Annotated in this window: 14 protein-coding genes; 8 read left to right on the top strand and 6 right to left on the bottom strand. The window is 73.3% G+C overall.

The window, feature by feature from the left end; translation table 11 throughout:
• Positions 1-32: 32 nt before the first annotated feature.
• Complete coding sequence (locus tag FGF04_RS36155; protein WP_149515620.1) at positions 33-692, bottom strand: TetR/AcrR family transcriptional regulator; 660 nt, start codon at positions 690-692, stop codon at positions 33-35.
• A 146-nt stretch (positions 693-838) separates the two neighbouring features.
• On the opposite strand from FGF04_RS36155, the gene FGF04_RS36150 reads away from it, so the two are divergent.
• Positions 839-1,402, top strand: a complete 564-nt coding sequence (locus FGF04_RS36150) for an NAD(P)H-dependent oxidoreductase (RefSeq protein WP_149515619.1) — start codon at positions 839-841, stop codon at positions 1,400-1,402.
• Here the strand turns inward: FGF04_RS36150 and FGF04_RS36145 are convergent, their stop codons facing one another.
• A complete protein-coding gene (locus FGF04_RS36145; protein ID WP_188114370.1) occupies positions 1,403-2,164 on the bottom strand; it encodes a hypothetical protein in 762 nt (253 codons plus the stop codon).
• A gap of 408 nt (positions 2,165-2,572) precedes the next feature.
• On the opposite strand from FGF04_RS36145, the gene FGF04_RS36140 reads away from it, so the two are divergent.
• Positions 2,573-3,025 carry a type II toxin-antitoxin system PemK/MazF family toxin gene (locus FGF04_RS36140; RefSeq protein ID WP_408055714.1) on the top strand — a complete coding sequence of 151 codons (453 nt, stop codon included), beginning with the start codon at positions 2,573-2,575 and terminating at the stop codon, positions 3,023-3,025.
• Here the strand turns inward: FGF04_RS36140 and FGF04_RS36135 are convergent.
• Entirely contained in the window at positions 3,010-3,846 is an 837-nt protein-coding gene (locus FGF04_RS36135) for a TIGR02452 family protein (RefSeq protein WP_149515617.1), read from the bottom strand. The genes FGF04_RS36140 and FGF04_RS36135 overlap by 16 nt on opposite strands.
• Positions 3,847-4,103: 257 nt before the next feature.
• Here FGF04_RS36135 and egtA point away from each other — a divergent pair, with 257 nt between their 5' ends.
• The 5 genes from egtA to FGF04_RS36110 all read left to right on the top strand — a co-directional run bounded on the left by egtA (position 4,104) and on the right by FGF04_RS36110 (position 8,869).
• Positions 4,104-5,417: an ergothioneine biosynthesis glutamate--cysteine ligase EgtA gene (gene egtA, locus FGF04_RS36130; protein ID WP_149515616.1), complete on the top strand. Its 1,314-nt coding sequence runs from the start codon at positions 4,104-4,106 to the stop codon at positions 5,415-5,417.
• Positions 5,414-6,760 carry an ergothioneine biosynthesis protein EgtB gene (gene egtB, locus FGF04_RS36125; RefSeq protein ID WP_149515615.1) on the top strand — a complete coding sequence of 449 codons (1,347 nt, stop codon included), beginning with the start codon at positions 5,414-5,416 and terminating at the stop codon, positions 6,758-6,760. The genes egtA and egtB overlap by 4 nt, the downstream gene beginning before the upstream one ends.
• A complete protein-coding gene (gene egtC / locus FGF04_RS36120) occupies positions 6,760-7,569 on the top strand; it encodes an ergothioneine biosynthesis protein EgtC (protein WP_149515614.1) in 810 nt (269 codons plus the stop codon). Before egtB ends, egtC begins: the two co-directional genes overlap by 1 nt.
• Complete coding sequence (gene egtD / locus FGF04_RS36115; RefSeq protein WP_149515613.1) at positions 7,566-8,528, top strand: L-histidine N(alpha)-methyltransferase; 963 nt, start codon at positions 7,566-7,568, stop codon at positions 8,526-8,528. The genes egtC and egtD overlap by 4 nt, the downstream gene beginning before the upstream one ends.
• Positions 8,529-8,653: 125 nt before the next feature.
• Complete coding sequence (locus FGF04_RS36110; protein WP_149515612.1) at positions 8,654-8,869, top strand: dodecin; 216 nt, start codon at positions 8,654-8,656, stop codon at positions 8,867-8,869.
• Between the two features lie 72 nt (positions 8,870-8,941).
• Here FGF04_RS36110 and FGF04_RS36105 read toward each other — a convergent pair whose 3' ends face one another.
• Together FGF04_RS36105 and FGF04_RS36100 are read right to left on the bottom strand one after the other, a co-directional pair.
• A complete protein-coding gene (locus FGF04_RS36105; protein WP_149515611.1) occupies positions 8,942-9,430 on the bottom strand; it encodes a phosphatase domain-containing protein in 489 nt (162 codons plus the stop codon).
• Positions 9,431-9,439: 9 nt separating this feature from the next.
• Positions 9,440-10,396, bottom strand: coding sequence for a TerC family protein (locus FGF04_RS36100; RefSeq protein WP_149515610.1), 957 nt, complete (start codon positions 10,394-10,396; stop codon positions 9,440-9,442).
• 86 nt (positions 10,397-10,482) lie between these two features.
• Here FGF04_RS36100 and FGF04_RS36095 point away from each other — a divergent pair, with 86 nt between their 5' ends.
• Positions 10,483-11,520 carry an LLM class flavin-dependent oxidoreductase gene (locus FGF04_RS36095; protein WP_149515609.1) on the top strand — a complete coding sequence of 346 codons (1,038 nt, stop codon included), beginning with the start codon at positions 10,483-10,485 and terminating at the stop codon, positions 11,518-11,520.
• Here the strand turns inward: FGF04_RS36095 and FGF04_RS36090 are convergent.
• On the bottom strand, positions 11,508-13,028 hold the full coding sequence (locus FGF04_RS36090) for an acyl-CoA synthetase (protein ID WP_149515608.1): 1,521 nt from the start codon (positions 13,026-13,028) through the stop codon (positions 11,508-11,510). The two genes, FGF04_RS36095 and FGF04_RS36090, sit on opposite strands and share 13 nt — an antisense overlap.
• Positions 13,029-13,232: the final 204 nt, after the last annotated feature.

Here is a 13,232-nt window from a genome sequence, read left to right as displayed (position 1 = left end):
GTACGGCGGATGCGCCCCAAGTCCCTTTCCCGCTACGGCAGTTCTGTCCGGATCAGGCGTTCGACCAGGTCGTTCCAGCCGGACTCCAGGCGTTCCAGCGGCATCCCGCAGTCCTTGGTCAGGTAGTGGACCAGGGCGGGGTCGAGGTAGCCCATCAGCGCCTGGGCGAGGAGCGGCGCGTCGGCGTCGGGCACCGCCTGGCGCACCAGCAGGGTGACGTGGCCGCTGAGGAAGCGCTGGGGCGGGAAGGAGTGGCGGCGGGTCGGCTCCGGCTGGGCGGCCAGCTGCAGCTCCAGGTGGTCGACCGACTGACGCAGGACGGCGCGGCCGAAGGCGCCGAGCCGCTCGGCCGGCGGCGCGCCGGGACCCAGCGGCGGCGGGCCGCTCAGGAGGGCGGCCTGGAGCTGCTGCGCGGAGTGGTCGAGCAGGGCCATGAGCAGGCCGGTGCGGTCGCCGAAGCGGCGGAAGACGGTGCCCTTGCCGACCGAGGCCGCGGCGGCCACCGCCTCCATGGTGACGCCGGCCGCCCCGTGCTCCGCGACCAGGCGCGTGGCCGCCTCCAGCAGCCGGGCGCGGTTGCGGGCGGCGTCGGCGCGCAGGCAGGGTTCGTCGGCCCCGGCGGACAGTTCCAGCAGGACGGGCTCGTCGGTCGGCTCCTGGGGCTTCGGGAAAGGAGGCAGGGAGGCGGACATGAAGACAGCGTAACGCCGGGGGAAGAAAACTGGACCACGGTCCGTTTCACTGGTAGAACTTTAAACGGACCTCGGTCCGGATTGTGACGGCAATGTTTCACCGGCTCGTTCCKCCCCCCTCGTCCCACCCTTTTTTGGAGTTTTCCATGTCTGTCCGCATCCTCGCGCTCGTCGGCAGCCTCCGCGCCGGCTCGCACAACCGCCAGCTCGCCGAAGCGGCCGTCAAGCTCGCGCCCGAGGGCGCCGAGGTCGACCTGTTCGAGGGCCTGGCCGAGATCCCCTTCTACAACGAGGACATCGACGTCGAGGGCGCCGTGCCGGCCGCCGCCACCAAGCTGCGCGAGGCCGTGGCCTCCGCCGACGCGGTGCTGCTCTTCTCCCCCGAGTACAACGGCACCATCCCGGCCGTCCTGAAGAACGCCATCGACTGGCTGTCCCGCCCGTACGGTGCGAGCGCCTTCAACGGTAAGCCCCTCGCCGTGGTCGGCACCGCCTACGGCCAGTACGGCGGCGTCTGGGCGCAGGACGAGGCCCGCAAGGCCGCCGGCATCGCCGGCGCCACGGTCATCGAGGACATCAAGCTCTCCGTCCCCGAGTCGGTCGTCCGCTTCGCCGAGACGCACCCCGGCGACGACACCGAGATCGCCGACAAGCTGACCGAGGTCATCACCCAGCTGCAGGGCCGCGCGACGGCGCCTGCCGCCGCCTGATCACACACGTTCCGCGACGCGTGCGGAAGGGGGCCGGAGCCGCGTGCTCCGGCCCCCTTCCGGCAGATCGCCCCGTCCGGCGTCCCCCGTCCGGCGGGCCCACCGCCACCGTCGCCCCGGAAGGTGCCGGCTCCCCATGACCTGCGGGGTCTTCTCCTCCGTGGGCGGAGCCTCGGCCGCGGGGGTCGACGGGGCCGACTCCGGCTCCGACTCCGACGGGGTCGGGGTGGGCGAGTCCGACGGGGTGGTGGCGCACGCCTTGTCGCCCCCGTTCCAGGCCGCTATCAGGTGGTACGGGGTGTTGACGCCGTCGGGCTGGTAGGGCGCGGGGCCGTGCCCCTCCCCCGTCTTGCCGTCGTAGGCGACGTCGTCGCCGTACAGGTCGATCTGGCCGTAGCAGTCGGGCGCCTTGACGGCCAGCTTCTGCCAGGTCCGCTTCGCGTCGTCGCCGGCCACGTCCTCGGCGGTGAGGTAGACGGTGGCCTTGTCCACCATGGTCTGGCGGCCGGAGGTCTGCCAGTTGGGTCCCTCGGTGGTGTACTCGGCGAGCGAGACGGGGTACTTGCAGCCGTCCGCGACCTTCTGTCCGGGGGCCAGCCGGACCTCGACGGCCTCGGGGACGGTGTCCCAGGCGCGGAATCCGCCCTGCGAGGTCCAGTCCGCGCCCACGACGCCGCCGTCGGCGCCGACGATGCGGTACTGGACGGTGGCCGGCCCGCAGGCCCCGCCGGGCGTGGCGCTCGCGACGCCCGCCCCGAGCACGGGGCCGCCGACGACGGCGAGAAGAGCGGACGCTGCGAGGGCAGCCGGAATCCTGGATTGTTGCGAACGCGACAAAATAAGCCTCTGTGGATCGAGATGTGTGGGAGGTGGCTGAGCGCGGGCGACCGATGCGGGGGAGCGCAGGGAAAGAGCGCGTGACCGGGTCACCCGTGCCGCTCCACTCGCGTCGGACACAGCGGAGTGAAGCGATCCGAATCATCGCCCTCCTTTGCAACTCCCGTCAATCTTTCACGAGTTCGCCATGTTTCGGATTGGTCACCGGCTGCGGGCCGCCGCCGGGAAAGCCCGTACGGACCCGGACATGTGGGGCTTCCGGAGGGCGGCCGCGCACCGTGCGGCCACGGGACGGGCGGTGCCTCATGCTCCGGAAGGGGCGCGGGATAGCGTGTGCGCGTGACCGCTTCCGCCGCGCATGACGTTCCCGGCCGCTCCGGGCCCTCCGCCACCACCGAGGCCGACCCCCGGCGGGTCGGGGTCGTGCGGACCGAGTACTCGCCCGCGCACGACGGGGACCCGGACCCGGGCGAGATCGTCTGGACCTGGGTGCCCTACGAGGAGAACGACGGGCGGGGCAAGGACCGGCCGCTGCTCGTGGTGGCCCGGGAGGCCGCCGGCACGTTCCTCGCCGTGCAGCTGTCCAGCAAGCCGCACGACGGCGACCGCGAGTGGGTGCCGATCGGCAGCGGGCCGTGGGACCGGTCGGGGCGCGACTCGTGGGTCGGCGTGGACCGGGTGCTGCGGCTGCACGAGCAGGGGATGCGCCGGGAGGCGTGCGCGCTGGACCGGATGCGGTTCAACCTCGTGGTGCACCGGCTCCGGGAGCGCTACGGCTGGCGCTGAACGGCCCCGAACGCCCGCTCGAAGGCGCCCCGGACCACCGCTCCCCGCGTACGGTCGAGGACGCCGAACGCGACGTGCTCGAACGAGCCGGCGAACCGGCCGCCGTCGGCGAGCAGCGCCCGGAACGCCCCGGCCACCTGCGCCGGATCGTTCTGGAAGACCCCGCATCCCCAGGCCCCGAGCACCAGTCGGCGGTAGCCGTGCGCGGCGGCCGTCTCCAGCACCCGTTCGGCGCGGGAGGCGAGGGCGCGCGGCAGCTCCGGCACGCGCTCCGGAGCTGTGCGTTCGATCACTCCGGCGTTGGGTGCGGCGGCCGTGAGGAACCCGACGGCGTACGGCTCGTCGAGGAGTGCTCCGCGGTCGTCGCGGAAGACCGGGACGGCCGGTGAGTGGATCACCCGATCGGTGTAGAAGGGGTCACGGTGCGCCCGGTGGTGGTCGTAGAACTCCCGGGCGCCGAGGACGCAGGTGTGGAGCGCCGACGCCCGGCACAGCGCCTCCTCCTGGGCCTGTGCGCCGTTCAGGTACCCCCCGCCGGGGTTGCGAGCCGAGGCGAAGTTCAGGACCGCGACCTGGCCGGTCAGTCGGCGGGCGGCTTCCAGGCTGCTCTCGCCCGTGACCTCGAAGAACGGCTCCGCGGGGGCGGCCGGTGACGGGTCCGCGGGGGCGGGGACGGGCCTCGGGCCGTACATCCGCGTGCCCTCCCGGGCGGCGGCCACCGCCGCGGCGATCGACACCTCGCGCCCACCGGGCGCGCGGTACGAACCCGCCGCGACGATCTCCTCCGTCTGCCGGGCGATCCCGCGCAGCCGGGCGCTCATGGCGCCACCCCTGTAGGCGCCATGGCGGCACACCGTGCGGTCTCCCCCGGTGCCTCCATCGCCTCCCCCGTCGTGCTCATGAACGCATGGTGAGCGATGCTGGTACGGCGCCGCAACAGGGTTTCGCGACCCACAAAAGCGTTTATAGGCACTCTTGTGCGAACCGGCGAAAGGGTCTTGGGTGGGACGAGCAACTGTCGGCCCGGCCCATCCCCGCCGGGTCGGCGGCATGGATGGAATCTCAGGAGGATCCCGACATGTCCGATTCGGTGAGTGACTGTACGGAGCCACGCCGCTCCACCGTCACCGAGGCCGAAGTGGAGGCACTGGTCCGCGGCATCTGCTTCAAGACCGGACCGCCCCGCTTCCTCGGTGTGGAGCTCGAATGGCTCGTCCACGATCCGCGGTACCCGCGGCTCCCCGTACCACCTGAACGACGAGAAGCGGCCTTCGCCGCACTGCGGGTCCTGCCCCTGAGTTCGGCGCTCACCGTCGAACCGGGCGGCCAGCTGGAGCTCAGCTCCGCACCCGCCGCCTCCCTGATGGAGTGCATAGGATCCGTCTCCGCCGACCTGGACGCCGTCCGCGCGGTCCTGCGCGAGGCGGGCCTGGCCCTCAGCGGTGTCGGCCAGGACCCGTGGAACGAACCCGTGCGCTACCTCCACGAGCCGCGTTACGACGCCATGGAGGTCTCCCTCGGCCGCGCGGGCCCCGAGGGCCGCGCCATGATGTGCTCCTCCGCCTCCGTCCAGGTCTGCGTGGACGCCGGGTACGAGGAGCCGGGCCCGCTCGGCCTCGGGCGGCGCTGGTGGCTGGCCCACCACCTGGGCGCGGTCCTGGTGGGCGCCTTCGCCCACTCCCCGATGGCCCGGGGCGTGCCCACGGGCTGGCGCTCCCACCGGCAGCGCCTGTGGGCCGCGATGGACGCGGGCCGCACGGACGCCCCGTCCCTCGACGGCGACCCGCGGGCCGCCTGGGCGCGGCACGTCCTGGACGCGCCGGTGATGTGCGTCCGGGCGCCCAGCGGTCCCTGGGAGGTGCCGGAGGGCCTGAGCTTCCGGGCGTGGACCCGGTCCGGCGCACCGCCCGGCCAGGAGGACCTCGACTACCACCAGACGACCCTGTTCCCGCCGGTGCGCCCGCGCGGGCACCTGGAACTGCGCATGATCGACGCGCAGCCGGGTGACGACGGCTGGATGGTGCCGCTCGCCGTGACGGCGGCGCTGTTCGACGACCCGGAGGCCGCCGAGACCGCCTACCGGACGGTGAAACCGCTCGCGGAACGGGCCGGTACGGAGCCCGCCCCGCGCAATCCGCTGTGGACGGCCGCGGCCCGCGACGGCCTGGCCGACCCCGAGCTGCAGGAGGCGGCCGCGGCCTGTTTCGCGGCGGCCGCCGAGGCGCTGCCCCGGCTGGGCGCGAGCCCCGGGGTACGGGCGGCGGTCGCGGAGTTCACCGACCGCTACGTGGCCCGGGGCCGCTGCCCCGCCGACGACCTGCTGGACCGCGCCGGCGACCCGCTCGCGCACGGCACGGAACACCTGCTCCACGGGAAGGACGTACGTTCATGACCGACCCCGCCACCGGGACCGCGTTCGACGACCCGGAGACGCTCAGGAAGCGTGCGCTGGCGGCGCTCCTCACGGCCCGCGAACGCACCGCCCTGCTGACCTCGTGCGTCGAGGACGCCGAGCTGACCGCGCAGCACTCGACGCTGATGTCCCCGCTGGTGTGGGACCTCGCGCACATCGGCAACCAGGAGGAGCAGTGGCTGCTGCGGGCGGTCGCGGGCCGTGCCGCGATGCGGCCCGAGATCGACGGCCTGTACGACGCGTTCGAGCACCCGCGCGCCGAGCGGCCCTCGCTGCCCCTGCTGCCGCCCGCCGAGGCCCGCACCTACGCCGCCGAGGTGCGCGGCCGGGCGCTCGACGTCCTGGAGACCACGGCGTTCCAGGGGCACGGCGACCGGCTGACGGAAGCCGGCTTCGTCTTCGGCATGGTCGCCCAGCACGAGCAGCAGCACGACGAGACCATGCTGATCACCCACCAGCTCCGCAAGGGACCGGTGGCGCTGACGGCCCCGGACCCGGTGCCCGCCCACGCGTTCACCGGGCCGGCCGAGGTGCTGGTGCCGGGCGGCCCGTTCACGATGGGCACCTCCACCGAGCCGTGGGCGCTCGACAACGAACGGCCCGCGCACGCACGCCTGGTGCCGCCCTTCTGGATCGACACCACCCCGGTGACGAACGAGGCGTACCAGGCGTTCATCGCGGACGGCGGCTACGAGGACCCGCGCTGGTGGGACCCGCAGGGCTGGTCCCACATCCGGGCCCACTCCATCGGGGCGCCGCTGTTCTGGCGCCGCGACGGCGGGCAGTGGCTGCGGCGGCGCTTCGGCGCCACCGAGGTCGTACCGCCCAACGAGCCGGTCCTGCACGTCAGCTGGTACGAGGCCGACGCGTACGCGCGCTGGGCGGGGCGGCGCCTGCCCAGCGAGGCCGAGTGGGAGAAGGCCGCCCGCCACGACCCGGAGACGGGCCGCTCGACGCGCTACCCGTGGGGCGACGCCGATCCCACGCCCGAGCACGCCAACCTCGGCCAGCGGCACCTGCGCCCCGCGCCGGCCGGCAGCTACCCCGAGGGCCAGTCGCCCTTGGGCGTACGGCAGTTGATCGGCGACGTGTGGGAGTGGACGTCCAGCGAGCTGCTCCCCTACCCGGGCTTCGGCGCCTTCCCGTACAAGGAGTACTCGGAGGTGTTCTTCGGCTCGGAGCACAAGGTGCTGCGCGGCGGCTCGTTCGCCGTGGACGCGGTGGCCTGCCGGGGCACGTTCCGCAACTGGGACTACCCGGTCCGGCGGCAGATCTTCTCCGGGTTCCGCACCGCCAGGGACGCACACCCGGACGGCGACTGATGTGCCGCCACCTGGCCTACCTGGGTCCCGGGGAGCCGCTGGGGCGGCTCCTCGTGGACCCGCCGCACAGCCTCTACCGGCAGTCCTGGGCGCCCCGGCGCCAGCGGTACGGGACCGTCAACGCCGACGGCTTCGGGGTCGGCTGGTACGCCGAGGGCGACCCGGTGCCCGGGCGCTACCGGCGCACCGGGCCCGTCTGGGGCGACCAGTCCTTCGCCGACCTCGCGCGGGTGGTGCGCTCCGGCGCGCTGCTCGCCGCGGTCCGCGACGCGACCCTGGCGGGGGCGGACGGGGAGGCCGCGGCGGCGCCGTTCGCCGCGGGCACCTGGCTGTTCAGCCACAACGGCGCCATCGCCGGCTGGCCGCGCTCACTGGCGCCGCTCGCCCGGACGCTGCCCGCCGAGGAGCTGCTGTCGATGGAGGCGCGCTGCGACTCGGCGCTCGTGTGGGCGCTGGTCCTGAACCGGCTGCGCGGCGGCGACGAGGAGGGCCAGGCCCTGGCCGACACGGTCCTCGACGTCGCCGCGGCGGCCCCGGGCTCCCGGCTCAACCTCCTGCTCACCAACGGCGAGGTGATCGCCGCCACCGCCTGGGGCGACACCCTCTGGTACCTGACCGAGCCCGGCCGGCGCACCGTCGTCGCGTCCGAGCCCTACGACGACGACCCGCACTGGCAGGAGGTGCCGGACCGCACGCTGCTCGCCGCGAGCCGCACCGACGTCCTGCTCACCCCGCTCAAGAACATCGACGACAGTGGCGACAGCGACGCACACCCGGCACCCGCGCCCGGCAAGGAGCCCCGTACGTGAGTCCGTTCCTGATCACCCGCACCCTGCCCGAGGACGCCACGGAGGCCGCGCTGCGCTCCGACGTCCTGCACGGCCTGACCCGCACCCCGAAGACGCTCCCGCCCAAGTGGTTCTACGACGCGCTGGGCAGCGAGCTCTTCGAGGAGATCACCGCACTGCCCGAGTACTACCCCACCCGCGCCGAGCGCGAGATCCTGGCCGCCCGGGCCCCGGAGATCGCCGCCGCGACCGGCGCCCGCACCCTGGTCGAGCTGGGCTCCGGCTCGTCCGAGAAGACCCGGCACCTGCTGGACGCGCTGCCGGACCTGCACACCTACGTGCCGGTGGACGTGAGCGCGAGCGCGCTCACGCAGGCCGGGCGGGCGCTCGCCGCCGAGCGCCCCGCGCTGGACGTGCACGCGCTGATCGCCGACTTCACCGGCGGTCTCACGCTGCCGGACACGCCCGGGCCGCGGCTCGTCGCGTTCCTCGGCGGCACGATCGGCAACCTGCTGCCCGCCGAGCGGGCCGCGTTCCTGGCGTCCGTACGGTCGCTGCTGTCGCCCGGCGACCACCTGCTCCTCGGCACCGACCTGGTCAAGGACGAGTCGGTGCTCGTCGCGGCCTACGACGACGCGGCGGGGGTGACGGCCGCGTTCAACAAGAACGTGCTGAGCGTCGTCAACCGCGAGCTCGGCGCGGACTTCGACCCCGACGCGTTCGACCACGTGGCCCGCTGGAACGCCGGCGAGGAGTGGATCGAGATGCGGCTGCGTGCCCGGTCGGCGCAGACCGTGAAGATCCCGGCGCTCGACCTCGCCGTCGAGTTCGCCGCGGGCGAGGAGCTGCGCACCGAGGTGTCGGCGAAGTTCCGCGAGGAGCGCGTGCGCGCGGAGCTGGCCGCGGCCGGACTGGGCCTCAGCCACTGGTGGACGGACACCGGGGGGAGGTTCGCGCTGTCGCTCGGCACGGCCCGCTGACCCGGGCCGGTCCCGGGGCCTCGTGGCCCCGGTTTTCCCGGGTCCACGTCTCGCGGTCCCCCGCCCCGTGGGGCACCGTGGAACGACACGTGGCACACGGGCCACGGCGGAGAGGAGCAACCCGCATGTCCGACCACACCTACCGGGTCACCGAGATCGTCGGGACCTCGCACGAGGGCGTCGACCAGGCGATCCGCAACGGGATCAGCCGGGCCTCGCAGACCCTGCGCAACCTCGACTGGTTCGAGGTCACCCAGGTCCGCGGGCAGATCGAGAACGGGCAGGTCCAGCACTACCAGGTCGGCCTGAAGGTCGGTTTCCGCCTGGAGGACGCGGACTGACGGACCTCGTGCCGGGCTCCTGACGTACGGGCCGGCGGTACCGCACACCCCGTGCGGTACCGCCGGCGCCGCTCAGGTCCGGCCCTCCCGCTCCTGCGCGGCCTTCAGCGCGGCGGACGTGGCGCCCCAGTGGGCCCGTACGACGGTGAACCCGGCCCGCCGGGCGTCGTCGCACACGAGTGCGTCGTCGTCCACCAGCACCCTGACCTCGCGGCCCTCGGCCAGCGCGCGCAGCTTCTCCAGCTTGGTGCGCCGGGCGGGCCTGCGGTCGTCGTCGCGGCGCATCAGGATCCGCCCCTCGGGCAGGTCCTGGGCGGCGATCCAGGCCGCCGTGTCCTCGCGGCAGCGCTCGGGGCGCCCGGTGAGGTAGAGCACCTCGCACTCCCGCGCGTACTCCAGGGCCAGCGCCACGCCCTCGGCCAGCGGCGGGTCCTGCGGCGCCGCGGCGAAGAAGGCGTCCCAGTCCTTCGGCCTGCGCTCCAGGAACCGCTGCCGGTGCGCGGAGTCGGCGAGCGTCCCGTCGAGGTCGAAGAGAGCCAGGGGCCTGCTGCGGTTCGTCACGCGCCCACCCTAGGACGCCTGGTTCTCCTGCTGTTTCGAGGCCCGCAGGCTGGTGAACGTCGTCACCGCGAGCACCAGGACGATGAAGCCGAGCGAGAACGGGATGGAGATCTCCGGGACGTGCACACCGGACTCGTGCAGGGCGTGCAGCACCAGTTTGACGCCGATGAAGCCGAGGATGATCGACAGCCCGTAACTGAGGTGGACGAGCCGCTTGAGCAGCCCGCCGATCAGGAAGTACAGCTGCCGCAGGCCCATGAGGGCGAAGGCGTTCGCGGTGAAGACGATGTACGGCTCCTCGGTGAGGCCGTAGATGGCCGGGATGGAGTCCAGGGCGAACAGGACGTCCGTGGAGCCGATCGCCAGCATGACCACCAGCATCGGGGTCATCACGCGCTTGCCGCCCTGCTCCACCCACAGCTTGGTGCCGTGGTAGCGGTCGGCCACGCCGAAGCGCCGCTCGACGGCCTTGAGCAGCTTGTTCTCCTCGTACTCGTCCTCGCCGTGGTCCTTGCGGGCGTCCTGGACCAGTTTCCACGCGGTCCAGATCAGGAACGCCCCGAAGAGGTAGAAGACCCAGGAGAACGTGGAGATGATCGCGGCGCCGGCGGCGATGAAGACGGTGCGCAGCACCAGCGCCAGCAGCACGCCGACCATCAGCACCCGCTGCTGGTAGGGGGGCGGCACCGAGAACTTCGCCATGATCAGCACGAAGACGAAGAGGTTGTCGACGCTGAGCGACTTCTCCGTGATGTACCCGGCGAAGAACTCGCCCGCCGGGCCGCCGCCGGAGACGACCAGCAGGCCGATGCCGAACGCCACCGCGAGCGCCACCCAGACAGCGGTCCAGATGCCCGCCTCCTTGAGGGAGACGTCGTGCGGTGTGCGCCCGACGAGGAAGTCCACGGCGACGAGCACGCAGAGTACGGCGACGGTCAGCGCCCACACGCCGAGGGTGACGTCCACGGTTCCTCCGGAGTCCGGTGTTGCTGATGACAGAACCAAACCACTTCCTGCGGGAATCCTGGGGCTGCCCCGCTGTTGAACAGCGTGTGAGCTCAGTGATCGCGTCGACCCGTTTCTCCGTCCTCGACCGCTCCCGCGTCCGGGAGGGGTACCCGGCATCCGAGGCGCTACGCGACACCGTGCGGCTGGCGGGGGAGCTGGAGCGGCTCGGCTACCACCGGGTCTGGGTCGCGGAGCACCACGGCGTACCGGGGGTCGCCGGGTCCGCGCCCACCGTGCTGGCCGCCGCGGTCGCCGCCGCGACGCGCACGATCCGGGTCGGCACGGGCGGGGTGATGCTGCCCAACCACCGGCCCCTGGTGGTGGCCGAGCAGTTCGGTGTGCTGGAGTCCCTGTTCCCCGGGCGCATCGACATGGGCCTGGGCCGCTCGGTGGGGTTCACGGACGGGGTGCGCAGGGCGCTGGGCCGGGACAAGGACGTCGCGGACGACTTCGCGGCGCAGCTGGACGAGCTGCTCGGCTGGTTCCGCGGCACGTCCCCGACCGGGGTGCACGCGCGCCCCGCCGAGGGCCTGACCGTGCCGCCGTTCGTGCTGGCCATGGGCGAGGGCGCCACGATCGCGGCCCGGGCCGGCCTGCCGATGGTGATCGGCGACCTCAGGAACCGCGAGAAGATGCGGCGCGGCGTCGACCACTACCGCGAGACGTTCCGCCCGTCGGTCTGGTCACGGGAACCGTACGTCGTCGTCTCCGGCACGGTCGCGGTCGCGGCGACCCCCGAGGAGACCCGCCGCCTGCTGCTCCCCGAGGCCTGGTCGATGGCGTACGCGCGCACGCACGGCACGTTCCCGCCGCTGCCGCCCGCCGGACGCGTCGCGTCCCTGCCGATGACGGACAAGGAGCGCGGCTTCTACGAGGCGGGGCTGAGCGGCCATGTCGCGGGCACCGAGGAGCAGGTCGCCGAGGAGCTGGAGACGGTGATCGAGGAGACCGCCGCCGACGAGGTCCTGGTCACGACGAGCACGTACGACCGCGAGTCCCTGCTGGACTCGTACCGCCGCCTGGCCCGGATCGCGGACCTGGGGACGGCCCGGTCACCGCAGCCGTCTTTTCAGGCCCAATAGGCTTTCCTGAGCCGGGACTTGGCCAGTTTGCCCGTCGGGGTGCGGGGCAGCGCGTCCGTGAAGTCGATGCTGCGGGGTGCCTTGTAGTGGGCGATGCGGGCGCGCACGAAGTCCAGGAGCTCGCGTTCGAGGGCGGGGCCGGGCGACGCGCCGGGAGCCGGCTGGACGACCGCCTTGACCGCCTCGCCCATCTCGGCGTCCGGGACGCCGACGACCGCGACGTCGGCGACCTTCGGGTGCAGGGTGAGGCAGTTCTCGGTCTCCTGCGGGTAGATGTTGACGCCGCCGGAGATGATCGTGAACGCCCTGCGGTCGGTGAGGAACAGGTAACCGTCCTCGTCGACGTGCCCGATGTCGCCCGTGGTCGTCCAGTTCGGGTGCTCCGGGTGCTGCGCCTCGCGGGTGCGGGCCTCGTCGCCGTGGTAGCGGAAGGGGAGCTCGTCGCGCTCGAAGTACACGGTCCCCGTCTCCCCGACGGGCAGCACCTTGCCGTCCTCGCCGCAGATCCGCAGCTCGCCGAGGAAGCCGCCGCGGCCCACCGTCCCGGGCTTGCGCAGCCACTCGTCGGGGCCGGCGAAGGTGATGCCGTTGGCCTCCGTCGCCGAGTAGTACTCGTACAGGATCGGCCCCCACCAGTCCATCATCCGGCGCTTGACCTCGACGGGACAGGGCGCGGCGGCGTGGATGGCGACCTTCAGCGACGACACGTCGTACGCCTCGCGCACCTCCTCGGGCAGCTTCAGCATCCGTACGAACATGGTGGGCACCCACTGGCTGTGGGTGACCCGGTGCCGTTCGATCGCCGCCAGCGCCTCCCGCGGGTCGAAGGAGTCCAGGGAGTCCATCAGGACGACCGTGCCGCCCGTCGCGGTCACCACGTACCCGAAGCGCAGCGGCGCCGCGTGGTAGAGCGGGGCCGGGCAGAGGTAGACGGAGTCCTCGCCGAAGCCGTACATGGGCTGGAAGAGCAGCTGGTAGATGCTCATCTCCTCGCGGACGTCGCCCTCGGGGAGCGCCGGCGCGATGCCCTTGGGCAGCCCGGTGGTGCCGGACGAGTAGAGCATGTCGGTGCCGCGGGGCTGGTGGTCCGGGGGTTCGGGCGAGGCGCCGGCGAGGGCCTGTTCGTACGAGCCGTCGTCGAGGTCCAGGTGCAGTGCCGTGTCCGGGGCCGACGCGCGCACCGCGCGGCCGAGTGCGGCGAGCGGGCCCGAGACGATCAGCGCCTTCGCGCCGCAGTCGCGGACGATGTAGGCAGCCTCGTCGGCGGTCAGGTGGTGGTTGACCACGGTCAGGTAGAGGCCGGAGCGCAGCGCCGCCCAGTGGACCTCCAGGACGCGCGGGTCGTTCTCGCAGAGGAGGGCCAGGTGGTCGCCCACCCGCAGTCCGGCGGCGCGCAGATGGTCCGCGAGCCGCAGGGAGCGCTCCTCCAACTGGCCGTAGGTGAGGGCACGGCCGCCGTCCGCGGTGACGACGGCCGTCCTGGCGGGGTCGTACGCTCCGGGGTACATGCGGGGACGGTACCCCGCTTCGGTGACGGACCGTCAGGGGTGTGCGGCGGCTTCCGCGTGCGCGCGGGCCACCGGGGGCGCGGCGCGGGCGGATCCGGTGACGGCCCCCTGCGCGGCACGGACCAGTGCCCGTCGGMCGGGGGCGCTGCCCGGCGGGAGCGGCGGGCGGACGTGCACCTCGGCCACGAGGCCGGGCACCGACAC

Origin of the sequence: Streptomyces apricus (assembly GCF_008369065.1) — a bacterium.
GTDB classification, from domain to species: Bacteria; Actinomycetota; Actinomycetes; order Streptomycetales; family Streptomycetaceae; genus Streptomyces; species Streptomyces apricus.
Note: the sequence above shows the minus strand (reverse complement) of the source record. Positions and strands in the feature narration are given on the sequence as shown.